Annotated in this window: 20 protein-coding genes; 13 read left to right on the top strand and 7 right to left on the bottom strand. The window is 48.1% G+C overall.

The window, feature by feature from the left end; genetic code table 11:
- Window positions 1-63: 63 nt before the first annotated feature.
- The 6 genes from LG211_RS16380 to LG211_RS16355 all read left to right on the top strand — a co-directional run bounded on the left by LG211_RS16380 (window position 64) and on the right by LG211_RS16355 (window position 6167).
- Complete coding sequence (locus LG211_RS16380; RefSeq protein WP_269478014.1) at window positions 64-402, top strand: hypothetical protein; 339 nt, start codon at window positions 64-66, stop codon at window positions 400-402.
- A gap of 15 nt (window positions 403-417) precedes the next feature.
- The gene (locus LG211_RS16375; protein ID WP_148396884.1) at window positions 418-1179 is read left to right on the top strand and encodes a Rossmann-like domain-containing protein; all 762 of its coding nucleotides are present in this window, start codon (window positions 418-420) and stop codon (window positions 1177-1179) included.
- A 559-nt stretch (window positions 1180-1738) separates the two neighbouring features.
- Window positions 1739-2440, top strand: coding sequence for a LytR/AlgR family response regulator transcription factor (locus LG211_RS16370; protein WP_269478013.1), 702 nt, complete (start codon window positions 1739-1741; stop codon window positions 2438-2440).
- Window positions 2441-2458: 18 nt separating this feature from the next.
- Window positions 2459-3736, top strand: a complete 1278-nt coding sequence (locus LG211_RS16365) for a sensor histidine kinase (protein WP_269478012.1) — start codon at window positions 2459-2461, stop codon at window positions 3734-3736.
- Window positions 3737-3817: 81 nt separating this feature from the next.
- On the top strand, window positions 3818-4669 hold the full coding sequence (locus tag LG211_RS16360; RefSeq protein ID WP_148396881.1) for an Mrp/NBP35 family ATP-binding protein: 852 nt from the start codon (window positions 3818-3820) through the stop codon (window positions 4667-4669).
- Between the two features lie 688 nt (window positions 4670-5357).
- A complete protein-coding gene (locus LG211_RS16355) occupies window positions 5358-6167 on the top strand; it encodes an amidohydrolase (protein ID WP_336246084.1) in 810 nt (269 codons plus the stop codon).
- Between the two features lie 19 nt (window positions 6168-6186).
- On the opposite strand, the gene LG211_RS16350 is transcribed toward LG211_RS16355, so the two are convergent.
- Both LG211_RS16350 and LG211_RS16345 read right to left on the bottom strand, forming a co-directional pair.
- A complete protein-coding gene (locus LG211_RS16350) occupies window positions 6187-6639 on the bottom strand; it encodes a threonine/serine exporter family protein (RefSeq protein WP_148396879.1) in 453 nt (150 codons plus the stop codon).
- The gene (locus LG211_RS16345; RefSeq protein WP_227755516.1) at window positions 6636-7439 is read right to left on the bottom strand and encodes a threonine/serine exporter family protein; all 804 of its coding nucleotides are present in this window, start codon (window positions 7437-7439) and stop codon (window positions 6636-6638) included. Before LG211_RS16345 ends, LG211_RS16350 begins: the two co-directional genes overlap by 4 nt.
- A gap of 195 nt (window positions 7440-7634) precedes the next feature.
- On the opposite strand from LG211_RS16345, the gene LG211_RS16340 reads away from it, so the two are divergent.
- The 4 genes from LG211_RS16340 to LG211_RS16325 all read left to right on the top strand — a co-directional run bounded on the left by LG211_RS16340 (window position 7635) and on the right by LG211_RS16325 (window position 10279).
- Window positions 7635-7790 (top strand): hypothetical protein, encoded by a 156-nt coding sequence (locus tag LG211_RS16340; RefSeq protein ID WP_227755515.1) that lies wholly within the window; start codon window positions 7635-7637, stop codon window positions 7788-7790.
- A gap of 128 nt (window positions 7791-7918) precedes the next feature.
- Window positions 7919-8623 carry a pseudouridine synthase gene (locus tag LG211_RS16335; protein ID WP_148396877.1) on the top strand — a complete coding sequence of 235 codons (705 nt, stop codon included), beginning with the start codon at window positions 7919-7921 and terminating at the stop codon, window positions 8621-8623.
- Between the two features lie 14 nt (window positions 8624-8637).
- Window positions 8638-9369 carry an ABC transporter ATP-binding protein gene (locus tag LG211_RS16330; RefSeq protein WP_269478011.1) on the top strand — a complete coding sequence of 244 codons (732 nt, stop codon included), beginning with the start codon at window positions 8638-8640 and terminating at the stop codon, window positions 9367-9369.
- Entirely contained in the window at window positions 9362-10279 is a 918-nt protein-coding gene (locus LG211_RS16325; RefSeq protein WP_148396875.1) for a SufB/SufD family protein, read from the top strand. The genes LG211_RS16330 and LG211_RS16325 overlap by 8 nt, the downstream gene beginning before the upstream one ends.
- 36 nt (window positions 10280-10315) lie before the next feature.
- On the opposite strand, the gene LG211_RS16320 is transcribed toward LG211_RS16325, so the two are convergent.
- A complete protein-coding gene (locus LG211_RS16320) occupies window positions 10316-10726 on the bottom strand; it encodes a MerR family transcriptional regulator (RefSeq protein WP_148396874.1) in 411 nt (136 codons plus the stop codon).
- Between the two features lie 113 nt (window positions 10727-10839).
- Here LG211_RS16320 and LG211_RS16315 point away from each other — a divergent pair, with 113 nt between their 5' ends.
- The gene (locus LG211_RS16315; RefSeq protein ID WP_269478010.1) at window positions 10840-11958 is read left to right on the top strand and encodes an aldo/keto reductase; all 1119 of its coding nucleotides are present in this window, start codon (window positions 10840-10842) and stop codon (window positions 11956-11958) included.
- Window positions 11959-12359: 401 nt separating this feature from the next.
- On the opposite strand, the gene LG211_RS16310 is transcribed toward LG211_RS16315, so the two are convergent.
- Genes LG211_RS16310 through LG211_RS16300 form a run of 3 tightly spaced genes read right to left on the bottom strand, consistent with a single transcriptional unit; the run spans window position 12360 to window position 14346 of the window.
- Entirely contained in the window at window positions 12360-13115 is a 756-nt protein-coding gene (locus LG211_RS16310) for a hypothetical protein (protein WP_148396872.1), read from the bottom strand.
- Between the two features lie 14 nt (window positions 13116-13129).
- A complete protein-coding gene (locus LG211_RS16305; RefSeq protein WP_148396871.1) occupies window positions 13130-13981 on the bottom strand; it encodes an ATP-binding cassette domain-containing protein in 852 nt (283 codons plus the stop codon).
- Window positions 13978-14346, bottom strand: a complete 369-nt coding sequence (locus tag LG211_RS16300) for a GntR family transcriptional regulator (RefSeq protein WP_148396870.1) — start codon at window positions 14344-14346, stop codon at window positions 13978-13980. The genes LG211_RS16305 and LG211_RS16300 overlap by 4 nt, the downstream gene beginning before the upstream one ends.
- Window positions 14347-14688: 342 nt before the next feature.
- On the opposite strand from LG211_RS16300, the gene LG211_RS16295 reads away from it, so the two are divergent.
- Both LG211_RS16295 and LG211_RS16290 read left to right on the top strand, forming a co-directional pair.
- The gene (locus LG211_RS16295) at window positions 14689-15651 is read left to right on the top strand and encodes a G5 domain-containing protein (RefSeq protein ID WP_269478009.1); all 963 of its coding nucleotides are present in this window, start codon (window positions 14689-14691) and stop codon (window positions 15649-15651) included.
- A gap of 22 nt (window positions 15652-15673) precedes the next feature.
- Window positions 15674-16753, top strand: a complete 1080-nt coding sequence (locus LG211_RS16290; RefSeq protein WP_269478008.1) for a 3D domain-containing protein — start codon at window positions 15674-15676, stop codon at window positions 16751-16753.
- A gap of 1049 nt (window positions 16754-17802) precedes the next feature.
- Here LG211_RS16290 and LG211_RS16285 read toward each other — a convergent pair.
- Window positions 17803-19011 (bottom strand): alanyl-tRNA editing protein, encoded by a 1209-nt coding sequence (locus tag LG211_RS16285; RefSeq protein ID WP_269478007.1) that lies wholly within the window; start codon window positions 19009-19011, stop codon window positions 17803-17805.
- Window positions 19012-19204 lie beyond the last annotated feature (193 nt).

Raw genomic sequence — 19204 nt, 5'->3', positions numbered from 1 at the left:
ATACACCCAACATTTGAAAAAAGCTTGTGCTGCCGAGTGACCTCCCGCAAATAGGGCGGCCGCATGAAAAGCGATTTGCTTCATCAGGCAGTCCCATTCATCTGCTTGAAGAAAGAAAAAACTAATCTGAAAAGTCCCAAACTCCCAGTGGAATATCAAGCCAAAAACCTTTCAGTGCTTGCAACAGCAAGGATTACAGCGTATAATGTCTATGAATGCATTGGAAGAAGAACTGGGGGCACTGGCAAGACCCAGAGCAAGCTGCAGCAGGAGAAACACAAGCTAAAACCGCACCTACAGACCCGACAGCAGAAAACAGCAGCAATGACCCTGCAGCAAGTACAGAGGAATAACAGCATCGTCGCCTCTGCTTCCAAATTGGACTGCAGACAATCCCAATAAAAGGAGGACCCTGAATTGTTGATCGATAAACTTTTACAAGCTGCAAAGCCATATACCCAAAACAGAACCATAAAAGATCTGGTGGTAGGAATTTCCCTGATCGCTGTCCAGCTGGACGATGACAGTGTGGGCGTGTCCTATGTCCTCCGGGAAGATTTGCCCGGCGGATGCTCCGTTTTCCCCTACGCCAGAGAAATGATCGGCGTTTCGGCGGCGCAAATCGCTGACTGGGCAGCCGAAGGAAGGGATAATATTCAAAGAGCCATTGGCAATGCAGTTCTCAATGCGGCTTCTACCCAGCAGGATTTGCCCGACTGCAGCCAGGAGGGAAAACCATTCGGACTGCATTTGACGGGAGGCGAAAAGGTGGGCATGATCGGTATGATCCAACCAGCCGTCATGATGCTAAAGCCCTACAACTGTCAGATGTACATGTTCGATAAGGGAAGAGAAGGACAGGATGGTATCTACCCTGCAGAAAGACAAGCAGAATTGCTGCCCCAGTGCCAAGTTGTTTTTCTAAGCGGCACCACAACTATCAATGGAACCATCGATCAGCTGCTCCGCTGGTGCGCGCCGGACAGCCGCATCGTTATGCTCGGATCCAGTACGCCCATGTTTCCGCAAGGATTCAGGGGCACGCAAGTGGATATTCTGGCAGGAAGCTGGTGGGATGGCACCAAGAAAAGCGAAATCTTTCGCTTGATATCCCTGGCATCTGGTATCGATGGGCTGAGACCTTATATGATCAAGAAGAATGTAAAAGTAAGACCGTAAATCTTTGTCTCCGGGGACCTTCCATCCCAACTGGGCGGGCCTGCCTGGAGCCGAAGATCGGAAAATTTCTGCGAAATTTGGCAATCTTTACGCAAAGTTGTGGGTTTGCGGGGCCCCGTCTTGCCAAAAAGAAGGTTTTCCTGCGCTATGGTCAATTTAAGGGGGCGCAATCGTTGAAAAATGCGTAAATTTCGCATAATTTTTTTGCTTTTTTCCGCAAACAGCTTTTCCCTTCCAGCAGCCTGCTATTTACGACTCTCCTCCCATACCGCCGGCAACCCTCTCTTCATGCCGCCAGAAAACTGCCAATATGCGATCACCACTGAGGCCTGATGCCCCATATGACCCGGTAACGAAAGAAATTGGTCAAATTTTGCAGAAAAATCGACAAGATTGACGTTACATTTTTACGCAGTTCTCTATATAATATAAGGGTATTATTTTCATTGTTTCAAGATTTCAAAGAACGTTCGCCGCGCGATATGCTATCTGCAGGTGGCATACGTGCTGACAGATTGATTAAAAAAGGCCCTCGGGGCCGGAAGACGAGGGATAAGGCATGCGTATTGCAATTTGTGAAGACAACGAAAAAGATACTCGGCGGCTGGTGCAGATGATCGGCGTGGATCATAGCTGCGAACTCTATACCAGCGGAGAAAAACTGATACTCGATATGGAAGAACTTTCCCTTCGCTTTGATCTTTATCTGCTGGATATTTTTCTGGAGGATGATGAAAACGGCATTCACTTGGCCGGAACCATCCGCAGTATGGACGAAGAGGCTTTGATCTGTTTTGTTTCCACCAGCGATGATTTTTATCGCCAGGCATATGATCTATATGTGTTTCAGTACCTGATCAAACCAGTGGAACAACAGGATATGGACAGGCTTTTGCAAAGAGCTGAACATCAGATCAAAAAAAATAAGGGAAGAGCCGTAATCTTTGAGCGGTATGGGAAGCCCTACGCGATCCCTTACCAAAAACTCCTCTATATCGCCAGCCGGGGGCATAATCTTTTATATAAATGCAAAGACGGGAGTGAATACAGCAGCGGCGGAAAACTCAATGAAATCGCCGAGGCGCTGGATCCAGGAATATTTTTCCGATGTCATCAGAGTTTTATCGTCAATATGTACAATGTGGACGATATGCAGCAAAACATTTTTTTGTGCGGGGGAGAAGAAATCCCTATCTCCAGACCTTATTACCAGCAGGCGAAAGAGCGGTATCGAAGAGCGCTCTTCGAGGAATTTGATTGAACAAAGGGAGACACGCTCGTGGAAGAATTATTACGCCAGTTATCGATTCTATGGTCCTTATTTCATATTTTGATTCTTTTTATCCTGATCTATCGTTCACGTTACTCTCTGAAAACCACGATGATTGCCACCGGTATCTGCATGGGTCTGTTAATCCTGGGCAACGTCTGGGGCTTGGCAAGATTCGGTCCGGGGGTTATGGGAAAACTGTTCATCCTTACTTGCACGCTGCCCAGCCTGGTCTTTTTCTTCTATATGTCCAAGGACCGGGGCGGACGTTTTTTCTTTACTTTTTGTATTGCAGATACCATTGCCCTTTGGATCATAGCAGTGACCAATCTGCTGGATTTTTATCTGCACGGCCAATGCGTGATCATGCTGGTGAGCCGTATCGTAGCTTTTCCGCTGCTTGAGTTTTTTGTATATCGATATTTGCGAAAGCCTTACCTGGAAGTGCAGAGCCATGTGGAAAAAGGATGGTGGATCTTCGCGCTGATGACAGCATTGTACTACATGCTGCTGGCGGTGATGTCCAACTGGCCGACGGTGGTTACCGATCGGCCTCACGACCTTCCAGCGATGTTTTTAGTATTACTTTTGATGCCGATGACCTATCTGGTTATCTTTTTCGCGCTTTACAGACAGCTGCTGCTTTTTCGGACGCAGCAGCAGCAAAGGGAACTGCGGATTCAGATGGAAACCTACGAGGCGCAATTGGAAAACCAGCGGATGATTCGTCAAATGAAGCACGATATGAAAGCCCATTTTGCCGCTTTGACAGGAATGCTGGCAGAGGGAAGGAGCGAGGAGGCAAAGTCCTATTTACAGGAAGCGTCGGATTATAGCGATGAACTGGCAGGCAGCAAATATTGCGAGGACCCCTATCTCAATGGAGTGCTCACCCAGTTCGTCGCTCGTTTCGAGAAGTTGGAAACAGCCATTGAAATCGATGTTTCCGTGCCGATCATCATCACCCATCGAGTGGAACTATGTTTGATCCTTTCCAATGCTCTGGAAAACGCATGGGAGGCCAGCCAAAAGCTGCCTGTCAGAGAACGTTTTGTCAGTCTGCAAATGCGGAAAAAACATAACAACCTGCTGCTGATTCGGATCAAAAATCATTGCGATAAACGATTGGTCACTCGGGAGGGGACTTTGCCCAAGTCGACCAAGCAGGAAGCAGGACATGGCTTTGGGCTTCCCACTATGAAAGAACTGGCTGCCCGGTTGGGAGGCGAAATCGTCTGCTATGCGGAGGGCGGACTCTTTGTTGTTGATGTAATGGTAAAAATATAGGTAATACCCGGTTGACCAAGCCGGGCTTTCCCGATATAATATAAATAACATATGTCAATAACAGAAGAGAGGAAATAAACAATGGAAGAAAATACAAGAGGCTGCGGCGACACCGGATGCACGGAAGAATGCTGCAGCGGATGCGAACACGCATGTTCTGATCAGCAGCCTGAGAGCCTGATCGAACCGACCAACGAATACAACAATATCAAAAAAGTAATTGGCGTTGTCAGCGGAAAAGGCGGCGTAGGAAAATCCTTGGTGACCTCGCTGCTGGCAGTGACCATGCAGAGAAAGGGATACCAAGCTGCGATCCTGGATGCGGATATTACAGGTCCGTCCATTCCCAAGGCATTTAAGCTGAAGGAAAAAGCCGTGGCCAATGAACTGGGAATCTTTCCGGTAAAAACTAAGACAGGCATCGGCACTATGTCTGTCAACTCCATTCTGGAAAACGACACGGATCCGGTCGTATGGAGAGGACCGGTTATCGCCGGAACGGTTAAACAGTTCTGGACCGATGTTTTATGGGGGGATGTGGATTACATGTTCATCGATATGCCGCCGGGTACCGGCGATGTGCCGCTGACCGTATTCCAATCCATTCCGGTGGATGGTATCGTAATCGTTACTTCTCCACAGGAACTGGTATCGATGATCGTTTCCAAAGCCGTTAAAATGGCCCAGCTGATGAATATTCCAATCATCGGTCTGGTGGAAAACATGTCCTATTTTACCTGTCCGGACAATGGCAAGGATTATCAAGTATTCGGCGACAGCCATATTGAAGAGGTCGCCAAGGAACACGGTTTGGAAGTGCTGGGACGCCTGCCGATCGATCCTAAGCTGGCTGCGGCCTGCGACAAGGGAATGATCGAACTCTTTGAAGGCGACTGGCTGGAAGAGCTGGCAAAGAAACTGGAAACCATGTAGAAAGCCGCTGCTATTTGAGCAAAAGGGAGAAAAAGATGGATTTACAAGGGCAAACCTGGATACCCTGGGCTTTGGCGGGGGTATTAATCGTAGTAATGGTTATATACAAGCTGGAGCTGCGGCGTAAAAGAAACAAGCGAAAATAAAAGGTACAAGAAAGGGCGGCTGCATGAAAAGCGATATGCTTCATGCAGCCGCCCTGCGTTTTTGATTTCATGAAATTTGCTTCCAGCCAGTGGGGCCATACCTTTGCAATGCGAGGCTGCTGCGGCTTGCAGATACGATGTGGGGAGTTTCGGGAAAAAAGTAAAACAAAATTTCAATTTTTACGCAAGTTTCAACGCTCAAGCACACTCAGACTCGCCATGGAGGCCGCGCGGGCCGCAGGTTGCGGAGATCAGACCCTGCAAGCTCACAACTTTGCGTAAAGAATGCAATTTTTTTCAAAAGTTTTCCGGGTCCAGGTCCGGATCCCGCTGCTATGCCTGTTTTTGATACTTTTCCTGGCCCCGTTACGATACCTGCTCACAAAACACCTTTCCGGGTCCCAGCACCCCGTCAGGTTTAAAGACCCTTCCGATTCTTATAACTAAATTTGCTCCCGGAGAGGATAAATCTGAGGATGGTCATGATGGCAAGCAATGCGGCGCACATCCAGAATGCGGTGATATAGAAGCAAGATGTCTCGCTGAGCCGGGAGACGGATGGGTGTACGGCTTCAATTTTCTGGATCAATATATCAAGGAAAAACGGTATCCTGACCCTTGACGGTGCAGCATTTGAACATACCATGGCCTGCTTCACACCCTACACGGATCGGCCGGAGCTTCGGGGAATGCTCTATCATTCCGATGAGGAAGTATATGATTTTATTTCAAAAGCCCATGCACGGAGCATGCAGTGTACCATGCACGCTGTAGGCGAAAGGGCCATCGATCAGCTGCTCTATACATATCTTCGGGTATTTTCGGAGCAGGGGAGAAAAGACATCCGCCACAGGCTGGAGCATTTCTGCCTCCCCACAGATGAACAGATCCAAATGGCAAAAGAACTGGACATCATTCTTTCCATGCAGCCGAGCTTTTCCTACTTTTGGGACGGAGCCGGCCAAGAGTTCGCCAATGTGGTGGGAAGAAAGCGGGCAGACAGAATGGACCCCTTTCATAAAATTATCGAAAAGGGGATCACTGTCCTCAGCGGCTCCGACGCGCCGGTGGCGCCGATTCAGCCCCTTACTTATCTGGCCCACTGCGTAAGCGGCTATAATCAAGTTAGAAACATTTCTGTTACCGAGGCCATCAAGATGTGTACGGTCAATGCTGCTTATGCCAATGGTGAAGAAAAACAAAAGGGCTCCTTGGAGGTGGGAAAAACCGCCGACATGGCAGTGATCAGCAAGGATCCTTATGAAGCGGCCGCTGCTGGTGAAATCCTGGAGATGGAAGTTCTGGCTACGATCAAGGACGGCCGCATAATATATAGGAAGGAGCCTGTTTAATCATATGCAGATCGGAAGGCTACAGCTTTCCGGCGATATAGCTGGCCCGGTGTACAATAGATAGAATAATCCGCAGCACCGCGCCCACGACCAGCAGTCCCAAGGCGATAGAGCCTGCCATCATCAGCGTATTGCTGCCGGTGGCCGCCGCATCTTTCAGATCGCCCGAAACCAGCGCGGCCATGGTGTTGTACATGCCGGAACCGGGGACAAGACACAAGATGCCGGGAATGGTGAAAATGGTCGAAGCATCTTTAAATACGCGGGAGGCGATGTCGCTGAGCAGCCCCACCGCGCAGGAAGCGATGAAGCAGGAGACAACCGCCGTAGCTCCCAGAGCCATGAGGGACTGATAGACCACCCAGCCCACTGCGCCGATGCAGGCGGCAACGGGAATATGGCGGGCAGGCACATGAAAGATGATGCAAAATCCCAGCGTGGCAAAGAGGGCAAAGAAAAATGCGGAAATCATATGAACGTACCTCCTATCAAAGACCCAAATACCGAGTTCCAAATCTTCATGATCACACCGGCCCCGGCAGCCAGCGATATGGCGATCAAAGCGGCTTCCGTGGCTCTGGCAAGTCCCGACAGCATATCGCCCGACAGAAAATCACGGATGGAGTTGGTGATGGCTACGCCGGGAACAAAGATCATCAAGGTGCCGATGATAATGGCATTGGAATTGGTTCCCGGAATAAAAGCCGCCGCCGTGAGGGCAAGGGCTGCCGAAACGGCACAGCAGCAGAACCCTCGGATAAAATAATTGATGGAAAAACGCTTGAGCAAAAGGGACAGCAAATAGCTGGCAGCTCCGATCAAAAGTCCGCAGAGAAAGTCGAGAATTCCCCCGCCGAAGAGCACGGAGAAAAAGGACGCAACGAGAGAAGCTCCCAGCAGCCGTACCGGAAGCGGAGCCGAGGGTATATTGTCAATTTCCTTTAGCCGCTTCATCCCATCTTCTACGGAAAGGTCCGTTGTAGTAAACTCCCGGGAAAAGCGGTTGATTTCGGATATTTTCGTCAGGTCCGTATCGCCGCCGCCCTTGATCCGCTTTACATACGTATACATATCGCTGTCCGCATCGCCGGAATCCAGGGAGACGAAGATGCCGGTGGGCATGGCGAAAACCTCTACATAATGGATCCGGCAGGCCTTACAAATCCGCTCTATGGTATCTTCCACCCGGTAGATTTCCGCCCCGTTTTTCATCATCAGTTCTCCCGCCCGAACGGCTAGAATCAGCACTTTTTTTTGAAATGGATTGATCATATTATAAGCCCTTCTACACAACATTTTACAGGTATATGATTGATTACGTCCCATTATACCAAAAGGCCCTGCCTACAGCAAATGAAGAATCCCTTAAAAATCTTCAAAAACAAAAGAAAATCGGTTGACTTTTCCTGCGTATCACGTTATCATGATAAAGTAATAAAGAAAGCGGTTCGAAGGGAGGGTCATAGGATGATAGTTCTGGTCAAAGACAGCAACGGAAACGTTGTAATTGAAAAGGAAATCAGTCAGAAAGAAGTTCTGCTGCGGCTTTGTGTAAGAGACGACGACTTTTCCGACGAACAGAAAGAATACAGCCTTGAGCAGGTATTTGGTTCCTACCACTAGGTGGTAAATAAATCAACTCTCTGAAAGACCATGGAAGCATGGTCTTTTCATTTTGCCCTAAATATGGTAGAATCAAGCGGGACAAGAAACCGGAGGCCCGCGGGCCTCTTAAATTTTGAGGAGCGACTATGAGATTAAATAAATATATTGCCCATGCCGGGATCGCCAGCAGGCGCAAAGCGGACGAACTGACCATAAACGGAAACGTGAAGATCAATGGCCTGACCATGCGCGAGCCCGGTTATGACGTGAAACCGGGGGATGTGGTGGAAGTCAACGGTACTACCATCCGCTCACAGGAAAAGAAGGAATATGTGCTTTTGAATAAACCAGTGGGATACATTACCTCGGTTCAAGACGAACAGGGCAGGCCGGTGGTCATGGAGCTAGTAGCCGATGTGGATGCGAGACTGTTTCCAGTCGGGAGACTGGATTACAATACATCCGGAATGCTGATTTTGACCAATGACGGCGATCTGGCGTACCGATTGACACACCCCAAGCATCAGGTTACCAAGACCTATCGGGCGCTGGTAGCCGGCGTACTTTCCAATGAAAAGCTGGCCAGGCTGCGGAGGGGCGTGGACATCGGCGGTTTTGTGACTTCTCCGGCACAAGTGAAGGTCATCAAGCAGGCGGAGCGTTCGGCTTTGGTGGAAATTAAAATCCACGAAGGCAAGAACCGGCAGGTGCGCAAGATGTTCGCCGCTGTTGGAAATAAAGTGCAGGAGCTGCAGAGAACAGCCATTGGGGATCTATATCTTGGGCGCCTGAAAGAAGGCCATTATCGGAAACTGACAAAAGAGGAAATCGATTATCTGAAAGGTTTATAGAGGAGGAAAATGGTATGCTGAGACTGGAACATATTGCCTGGGATTCGCCGGACGGCGAGGAAATCATCCAGGATATCGATTTGGAGATAGGAAAGGGCAAGCTGATTGTCGTTACAGGCCCCAACGGGGGAGGAAAGACCACGCTGGCCAAACTGATCGCAGGTCTTGTAACGCCCTCATCAGGGCGGATTTTCCTGGAGGGAGAAGATATCACCGAGGCCAACGTGACGGATCGGGCAAAAAAGGGAGTCGCATATGCGTTCCAGCAGCCGGTACGCTTTAAGGGACTGACCGTTCGCGATCTGCTGGATCTGGCCGCAGGCGGCGGTCTGGATGAAACGTCCATCTGCACACTGCTGGGAAAAGTGGGGCTCTGTGCGGAAGAATACATAGACCGGGAAATGAGCGCGTCCCTTTCAGGAGGCGAAAGCAAACGCATTGAGATTGCTACCGTTCTGGCTCGCAATGCCAAGCTGTCCATCTTCGATGAACCGGAGGCAGGTATCGATCTTTGGAGCTTTACCCGTTTGGTGGAGACTTTTGAAGAATTGCGCCAGGAAAACGAGGGGACTTTGCTGGTGATTTCCCACCAGGAGCGAATTTTATCCATTGCCGACGAGATCGTCGTTATCGGAGCGGGCCGTGTGAAGAGCGCCGGACCTCGGGAGAAAATCCTGCCGACGCTGCTTTCAGAAGAACGGACGATTCGCTGCCCTCATGGAAAGGAGGAGATTTGCCATGAATAAGATTACGGAAACTCTACTGCGCATTGTCTCCGAGTTTGACGGAGATTTTAAAGGCGCCTTCAATATACGGGAAGACGGCATGTGCGCCGGCCGCCAGTCTACGGAACATGTGCGCATTGAATCCAAGACGGACAAGCCTGGCCTGGAAATCCACATCAAGCCGGGAACCAAGGGCGAAACCATTTCCATACCAGCCTGCGTGACCAGGGGAAATGTGGACGATTTAGTTTACAATGATTTTTATGTGGGAGAAGGGGCGGATGTGACCATTGTCGCCGGCTGCGGTGTTCATACAGACAGCGATGATGAGGCCCGCCACAACGGGATCCATCGTTTTGTTCTGGAAAAAGGAGCCCACGTACTTTATACGGAAAAACATATCGGTACGGGAAGCGGTACGGGAGCGCGCCGCATCGATCCGGTGACGGAAGTAGAGCTGGCGGAGGATGCCAGCCTGGAAATGGATACGGTCCAGATCAAAGGGGTTGACAGTACCATCCGTAAAACTACGGGAACCCTGGCTGCGCGGGCCAAGCTGGTGGTGCGCGAGCGAATCATGACTGATGGCTATGAGAAAGCAGAGACCGATTTTGAGGTGACCCTTGCAGGAGAGGATTCAGGAGCCGACCTGATTTCCAGATCCGTTGCCCGGGGCAATTCCCATCAGATGTTCCGTTCGGTTATCAAAGGTGAAACCCGCTGTACCGGCCATTCGGAATGCGACGCCATTCTGGCGGACAACGGAACGGTTTCCGCAGCCCCGGCGCTGGAGGCATCCCATGTGGACGCACAGCTGATCCATGAGGCAGCCATCGGAAAGATTGCAGGCGAACAGATCCTCAAGCTGCGGACCTTAGGCCTTACTGAGGCCGAAGCCGAAGAAAAAATTATTTCGGGATTTTTGAAATAGAAAAATGAGACAAAGGCGCATTGGCGAAAGAGCCGCTCAACCTGCGGACTGCTTGGACCATTTGGCAGGATTGAGCTGATCGGGAAGCTGATGATTCATCGTTTCCTGATACAGCGCCGCTTTCTTTTCCAGATATTCCAGACGCCGTTCTGCTTCCGCTTTTTGCGCCTTGGCTTTGATGATTTGATCCTGAATGATCTGCCAGCGCTGGCGGATGGTGGAATCACCCTCCAGGCATAAATCCACATACTGTTTAACCGCATCGAGAGGCATTCCGCAATCGCGAAGATATTTGACTCCGGTCAGCCAGTTGATGGATTCCTCATCAAACAGACGAATATTATTCTTATCTCGTTTTACAGAGGGCACCAGTCCCTTATCCGTATAAAAGCGGACCGTATGTTCCGTAAGATCCAGCATCTTGGATACATCTTTTACCGTAAACATAAAAAACCTCCTTAAAAAGCTTGACTTCGAGCTGCTCGAAGGTGTTAAAGTAATGATAATGCAGGTGTACATCCCTGTCAAGCTTTGAAGATAGAAAACGAGGAGGGACCTAAATGGAGACTTTAGGAAAAGACATAAAAAAACTGGGGTTTGGACTGATGCGGCTGCCGCAGAAAGAGGGCAAAGTCGATGTCGAACAGGTAAAAATAATGGTGGATCGGTTTTTGGATGCCGGTTTTACCTATTTTGATACGGCATGGGCCTATGCAGGCAGTGAAGATGCGATTCGGACGGCTCTCGTGGAGCGGTACCCGAGGGAGCGTTTTCAGCTGGCAACGAAGAACGCAGCATGGATTGACTGCAAGACCAGGGAGGAAGCGATTAAGCAATTCGATACGTCGCTCAAGCAAACTGGCGCCGGTTACTTTGACTTTTATTTGCTGCACAATTTGGGTGAAAACCGTACAAAAGTTTTCGATGACTATGATATGTGGAGTTGGGTACAGGAAAAAAAAGAGGAAGGTCTAATTAAGCATGCAGGATTTTCCTTTCATTCAACGGCAGATGAACTGGAAGCTATCCTAACGGCTCACCCGGAAATGGAATTCGTCCAGCTGCAGATCAATTATGCGGACTGGGATAATCCATCCATACAATCCCGATCCTGCTACGAGGTTGCCAGAAAACACAAAAAACCCGTGATTATTATGGAACCGGTCAAAGGCGGCATGCTGGCGACTCCGCCTGCGCCTGTGCAAAAAGTTCTGCAGGAGGCCGACCCCGGCGCATCAAACGCGTCCTGGGCAATTCGCTATGCTGCGGATTTGGAAGGTGTGATTACGGTCTTGTCCGGCATGAGCAGTTTGGAGCAAATGGAAGACAACCTTTCTTTTATGAAAACTTTTAAAGGGCTGTCGGCTGAGGAGAAAGGCGTGATCGAAAGAGCGCGTGACGCTTTGTGCCGAATCCCGCTTATTTCCTGTACCACCTGCGATTACTGCGCAAAGGTATGCCCCATGAACATTGGCATTTCTGGGTCCTTCACTGCAATGAACCAGTTGACCTTATTCAACCAGAAAGAAGCAGCGGCATCACAAGAAGAATGGCTGGTGAACGGACATGGAAAAAAACGGGCTTCGGAATGTATCAAATGCGGAAAATGCGAAGAAGTCTGCCCCCAGCATATTTCCATTATTCGTGAATTGGAAAAGGTCAGCCAAACGTTTTCCTGATTGCTGGACGACCACTATGACCGTTTCAGTCACGATGGGAAGAGAATTACCCAGCCGCCAGGATTTTTGCCGGCTGGGGGAGATGTGAAGCCTCTTGACAGTTTGAGAAGCAGCTCAATGTAAAATGGAATGCGAAAACAGGATGCGTTGTCGCATGAAAGCTAGTTTGGTGCATACAGCGGCCCGATGTCTGGGATTACACTAATTTCTTGATTCTTAAAAATTTAGTATAGAATTTTAACTACGTTTCGTGGGGCAATCCCATATCAATCTGGCCGCGATAAAAAATTACCGCAATCCGGAGGGAAACTCCCAGGCCGCGATAATTTCCCGGCTATCAACCTGGGAGGCCCAGAGGCCGCTCTCCTTGCAGGCAGCCTCATGTTATTCGCTGTAAATACCTATTGTTTGACGACGGCTTTTCGCATCAGGGTAAAAGCCAATGCGTTGAAGACGACGATGGCCAGCAGGCAAGTAACAGCCATATGAGAAGGCGTATTCACAGCAGTCATGATCAGCTTTACCAGAGCGATCGTAATCTTTCCATTAAAAAAATATTGATCCGCCCAGGGAATGGCCATCAGGAAAAGCACGGGAACCCCGGCGCCTACAATCACTTTCCCAGTTTTGCTCAGACGATAAAACATAATGGTGATAAAATAGCCTGCGGCCATAGCTGCCAGGGCTAGCAGAACTTCGAAGAAAAAGCTTTCTGCATGAAGCATCAGCGGGCCTGCACCAGCGGTGCTGGATGGATACAGCGCTTCATAAAAAGTGGAGGCGGTGACTTGACTATTGGTGATGGATAAGGCTGCCGCGTAGAGCAGAAAGAAAATCTTATCAATCATCGCCATAATTACGGCAACTGACAGCATGGTGAGCAGTTTTGCCGTAAAAAGTGTTTTTCTGGAAACCCCGTTTTGAAGGGAGATCAGAAACGTTTCTTTAAAGGTACACAGGCCAACGACAAAGAGGAAAATGACAGTGGCCATTTCATTGCCGCTCGTGGAACCATGAACAGCTGCGTCATTGCCGTTGATGATCAAGGTGGTACTAAAACCGAAGATGAGAGATAGCCCAACAATCACTACATAGAAAATGAGGATACTCTTTTTATGATCCGCCATCTGATAGCGGTAACTTGGTAATATATTCATGACAATCACACTCCTTAAGAATTGGTAAGCTGAATGAACAGCTTTTGCAGATCCAGTTTGGTGACTTCCAGGGAATCGGGCACTTGGCACCGATCGAGGTCGCCGATAATATGGGCGGTTTTCAATCCTCCCAGCCGATCTATGCCGATGACTTCCTTCCCCTCGATGAAAGCATCGACCTGGCTGGCTTTTCCCGAAACCGTATAGCCTTTGGATAAAAGCGATTCACAGGATTCATTTTTGATGATGGTTCCATTTTTAATGATTATAATATCTTCGATAACACTGGATACTTCCTCGATCAAGTGGGTCGAGATGATAAAAGTGCTGGGACTTTTGCTGTATTTCTCAATGAGAAGCTTGTAGAACATATCCCGATGGTTGGCGTCCAGCCCCAGAACCGGTTCGTCCAGCAGCACATAAGGCGTATTGACGGAAAGGGCGACAATGATCTTAAAGATCGATCCGTAGCCGGTTGAAAGGGAGCGGACCTTTTTCTTAGTGTCCAAGCCGAACTTGGCCGCCAGATTCTGGGCATAGGCCAGATCAAAATTGGGATAAAAATTCTTTGTCCACTTGAATACTTCCCGTATCTTCATACTTTCCGGATACAAAGTCTGTTCGCTCATGAGATAGATCAACTGCTGGGCCTGGTCGTTTTCCGCTGCCGCCAGTCCGTTGACTGTAACTTCTCCGGAATCCGCGAACAGCCGGTTGGCAATGATGTTGAGCATGGTCGACTTCCCGGCCCCGTTTCTGCCCAGGAGTCCGTAGATTTTATTTTCTTCAAAATAGAGAGAAATGTCCTTTAGGGCTATGGTATCTCCAAACTGTTTCGATATGCCTTTTAATGCAATACTGTTCATTTGTTAAAACCCCTTTCAATCATATTTTTGATATCTTCTGCAGTCAGTCCCAGCCGTTTAGCTTCTTCCACCAAACTGGCAATGTAACTGTCATAGAACTGGTCTCTCCTAATCTGCTGTAACTTTTCCGTTGCTCCGTTATTGACAAACATGCCTACCCCCCTTTTTTTATACACGATATCTTCATCAACCAGCAAGTTGATCCCCTTCAAAGCCGTGGCCGGATTGATTTTATAACTGGCTGAAAGCTCTGTAATTGAGGGGATCTGCTGCCCTTCAGGAAATGCTCCGGAAAGAATGGCATCTTCGATACCTTCTGCGATTTGGAGAAATATGGGCTTACTTGATTCAAAGTCAAGTTTCATAAAATCCCTCCTTACTAGAATTATAAGAATGCTTCATTTGTTAGATGGTTAATTACTTGAGTAACTAACCATATCGGTATTATGCCACGACAAAGGATCGGTGTCAAGAAAAAGTGCAAAAAAAGAAATTTGCTGGTTGTTTTACGGAAAAACAAGGCTTTTTGCGAGAACTTTTTGAAATGAGCAGAAATGTTGAAATTTCAAGAATCTTGACGTTGTAGAAAGGGCGGACGAGGGGGCAAAAACTTGACATGTCGTATCAATTTGCTATAATAATTTTTGCACAGTGTATTTATAAAGAATACACTGTTTTTCATTTTATGAAGGAGTAAAGACAAAGCCATGATTAAAAAACTTGCAGATCATAAACTATTAATCATATGCCTGGGAATGTTGCTCCTAATTATTGGACTGGCTTTCCTGCTTGTGACCCAGCTGGCTTCAAAGGAGATCCGGCTGGTGGTGGATGGACAGGCTCAATCCGTTGAAACGAGCAGCTATGACGTTGGTGAGCTGCTGGAAGAAGAAAAGATTGAGCTGGTCAAGGAAGATTCCGTTACACCGGATATTGACAAGCCGCTGACGGATGGACAGGAAGTTACGGTTGAGAAAGCAGTGGACTTTACCCTGCAGGCCGACGGCCGGACTAAGGAGCTGAAAGCCCTTCCAAAAACTGTCGGTGAGGCCCTGAAGTATCATAAGATTAAAGTGGGAGAAGCCGACAAGGTCAGCCCTGCGCTCAGCGAACCCCTGGCGGCGGGAACGGAGATTGTGATTAATCGAATCACGACTGCTACCCAGGAGGTTATGGAAGAGATCGATTTTAAAACTAAGACAAAGGACGACGATGACTTGCCTGCAGGAACGACGAAGGTTGAAAAAAAGGGTGAGAAGGGACAGGATCGGGTTGTCTACCAAATCACTTATTCCGATGGTAAGGAGATTGCGCGCAAGGAGCTGGAACGTGAAACAGTCAGCAAACCAGTGAATAAGGTGGTTGCTAAGAGCACCCGCGGCACGATTCAAGGCAAGGAATATACGAAAAAATTTACGGTCAAAGCATATGCCTATACTGGCGGCGGCCGGACAGCCATGGGTACTGCTGCCAGAACCGGCGAGATTGCGGTTGATCCAAGTGTAATCCCCTTGGGGACAAATGTGTATGTAGAAGGCTATGGCTTTGCCAGGGCAGAAGATACCGGAGGCAATATCAAGGGAAACACCATAGATGTTTATAAGAACTCAGAAAGTGCCTGCCTCAGTTGGGGCGTTCGAAATGTTACAATTTATATCCTCAGTGATTAACTGGGGCAGCAAAGGAGGGAGTATGAAAAAAGAAGAAGTAAGTAAAATACGACGATGGGGAGCACTCACCGTGGCGGCGATTATGCTGGTGGCTGTGTTTTCTCCGATGCCGACTGCTTTTGCGCAGACAGATACACAGATGGAGACTTCCAGCGAAGCGGCGGCGATGGCAGCATCGGAGACTGTATCTACGCAGGAGCAGGGAACAGCTGATGAAACTTCTGCCGTACAGGCGCCGAAAACTTTGGCGGCTCCGTCAGGAATTAAAACCAAGAGCCTGGGTGTCAAAACCATTCAGATTCAGTGGAAGCAGGTGGCGGGAGCCGACGGCTACAGGGTCTATCGTGCAACAAAGAAAAACGGAAAATACAAGAAGATTGCCACTGTGAGAGGCGGCAAGACCAGCTATAAGAATAAAAAACGTATTACGGGAAAGGTCTACTATTATAAGGTAAGAGCCTATAATGGCAGCGTTCAGAGCAGCTATTCCAAGATTGCGTCGGGCAAAGCCAGACCTGTTAAAACAACAGTGAAAGCAAGGGCCGGGGAGGAAAAAGTAACTATAACCTGGAAAAAGATCAGCGGCGCTGAAGGCTACCACATATACCGGGCCGGATCAAAAAACGGGAAGTATAAACGGATTAAGATCATAAACAAGGGTAAGACAACCAAGTTTACCAATTCAAAGCTTAAGGGCGGAAAAACTTATTATTATAAAGTGCGAGCCTTTAAAAAAATGAAAGGCAAGAAAGTCTTTTCCGTTTATTCTGCTCCAGCAATGGCGAAAGCAGGCAAGGTGAAGATGAAGACTCATAAAAAGGGTTTTTCTTATAAGAAGAAGTTTACCGTGAAAGCATATGCTTACAGCGGAGGCGGACGGACGGCTATGGGAACTAAGGCCAGGGTCGGTGCCATTGCGGTCGATCCAAAGGTGATTCCCCTTGGCACCAAGGTGTACATCGATGGATACGGGCACGCCAGGGCTGAGGATACCGGCGGCAACATCAAAGGCAGAACCGTAGATTTGTATATGAACTCCAGCAGCAAGTGCTATAAATGGGGTGTACAATTCAAGACTGTTTATGTAGATGTTAGAAAATAAAATATCGTACCGGTTCTAAAAACGGGCCACTGTCGTTATTCACAACGCGCAGCGGCCCGTTTTGTTGTTCGCGGAGGAGAGAGCCGCAGGGGAACGATGCCGTTTTGCCCAGCGCTTTAGCGATGCAGGCAAAAGGGACAGCGAAGCGAACGAAGGGAGCGGAGGAGAGAGCCGCAGGGGAACGATGCCGTTTTGCCCAGATGGTATTGCTCCCTGATAGTCCGATTTAAAGTTTTTTTCCCGATTTCTATTCGATATGGGCTAAAATCAAAGCAATGTCCATAGAAAAAATAGGCTATTTTTCATATTAGACACCTTGATAAGCATTAATTTGCTGTCAATACAAACTTAGAAATGAAAAGTTTGCGCTAACTTGGTTTCCAATTCCTAATATTTCCTTGATTTTACGAAAAAAGGCTGAATTGATATGGACAATGTCTCTAAAATGCAGTATTTCGAATAGAATTGGAATTTATTTATATTTTAGTGCCTGCCGGAGGGCTGAAACCGCGCCAGATGATCCTTTCTTTAATATAAGTCCCACAGCCTCACAACTTTGCGGAAATATCACAAATTTTTGTGGGTTGAGTACAACGATAGCACACTAATGTGACCTTGCGGCTTTGCCGTAGTCGCGGGACCTCACCGGGTATTGTTGAAATGTGATCTCTTTGCCGTACTCGCACCCCATATTAGCAGCCACTTTTTCCGGCCAACTGCCAATCGATTGAACCGGCGCACCCAGAGAGCAATATCAAAAAACAAACGGCACCTAAGTGATCAAGCCAGTCAGGAAGTGAAATAGTCTAGGTATACAAAGCGGCATGATAAGAAACTATCACGATTTAACGAAAATTTCTTCGATACTGATACTTTTCCTTCCACTTGCTTGAAGAAGAGCCACGAAAGTATCAGAACACTTTAAAGGGCGTTCTGATAGTTCCCCAGATGCCCAGTTACGTGGAAGCCGCCAGACGCCATAAGGTATTGGAATCAAGGCATTTTCGCCGCAATTATGATATTAACCGCCTGAAAAATTCACCAAACCTCTAGCGAAGATGTTTCTCCAAAAGGTCGACAAAGGTATCAAGCCCTTCCCGCTTGGGAAAAATGGCTCTGGCGGAGGTGGCGCTGCCGCCGCCCTTTCCGTTATAGATCGAAGCATTCTCCTTTACCAGCTTTCCGCAGTTGAGATTACCGTTTGAAAAGAGCAGCAATGTGCAATCCTGCGGCGAGATAATCAATAGCAGCTTTTTGATATCCTGAATTAAGGGGCGGCCAATATTGAGCAGATCATCGGTCTTCATGTCGGCAAATTCATATATCACAATTTCCGATGGCTCTGAACTCTGGATCTGCTGACGGATGCGATCGACCCTTTCCTGAATTACAGATTGTCGGAGCACATGAAGTTCGTTTTTTATGATCTTATTCTTTTCTTCTCTGGCCTTTATTTTATCCAATAAATCTTCTGCTCCTGCAGAATAGCGATTGCCCAGAGCGGTGACCAAGTCGTGCTTGCCATCGTAATCCATAAGCGCGCGCTGGCCGGCTTCAAAATAGATACGGAACATCCCCTTATAATGTTCAACCTTATAGAGCTTGATCAGCCCCACCTGACCAGCCGATGAGGGGTGGGTTCCGCAGCAGGCAACACAGTCGGAGGCATTTTTTACATCCCCTACACAGACGATGGAGATTTCTTCATCAATGGCCAGAGCCTTGCGCAGAGGCATTTTTTCAGCTTCCTCCCTGGTTTCAAAGTGTCTTACTGTTACAGGGGCGTTCGACCAGATAACTTGATTGGCCGCCAATTCGGCTTCCTTTGCCATTTCCCAGGTGATTTCTTTTATTTCGGGATTCTCTTCCAAAGCAATATCGACGGTCATATAATCCTGCCCCATATGAAACCCGCGGTTGATTCCTCCGAACAATTGGTAACAGATGCCCGACAGAATATGTTCGCCGCAATGGCGCTGCATGTTATCAAAGCGCCTATCCCAGTCGATCCGGCAATGTACCTGCATACCTTCCTGAAAGGCAGGCGGAACGGAAAGGCGGTGATAGACCAGGTCGTCCTTTTCATAAACTTCCGTTACCTCCAACCCGTCTATGGTTCCCAGGTCGCAGCTCTGTCCGCCGCCGGTTGGAAAGAAAATCGTCTGATCCAGAAGGACGGTGTCCTGATCCACGGCCTTTACGACTGCCTGGCATTGTTGTTGATATACGTCTTGCTGGTATAGCTTTATCGTGTTCATAAGCATCTCCTTATTACAAAGCATAGTCCAATGAAAAGATTGTAATATAAATTCTATAAAAAAGTCAAATGTTAGGCTGTCCAAACAAATCAGTTTGTTATATAATAAAACAAACATGTACTAATTTGCTGTAGAATAAGTGAGCACTCTGCTTCATACAATTTCAAAGGAGTCTTTCCAATGAAATGAGGTG

It is taken from the genome of Hominibacterium faecale (assembly GCF_020734085.1).
Lineage (GTDB): Bacteria > Bacillota > Clostridia > Peptostreptococcales > Anaerovoracaceae > Hominibacterium > Hominibacterium faecale.
Note: the sequence above shows the minus strand (reverse complement) of the source record. Positions and strands in the feature narration are given on the sequence as shown.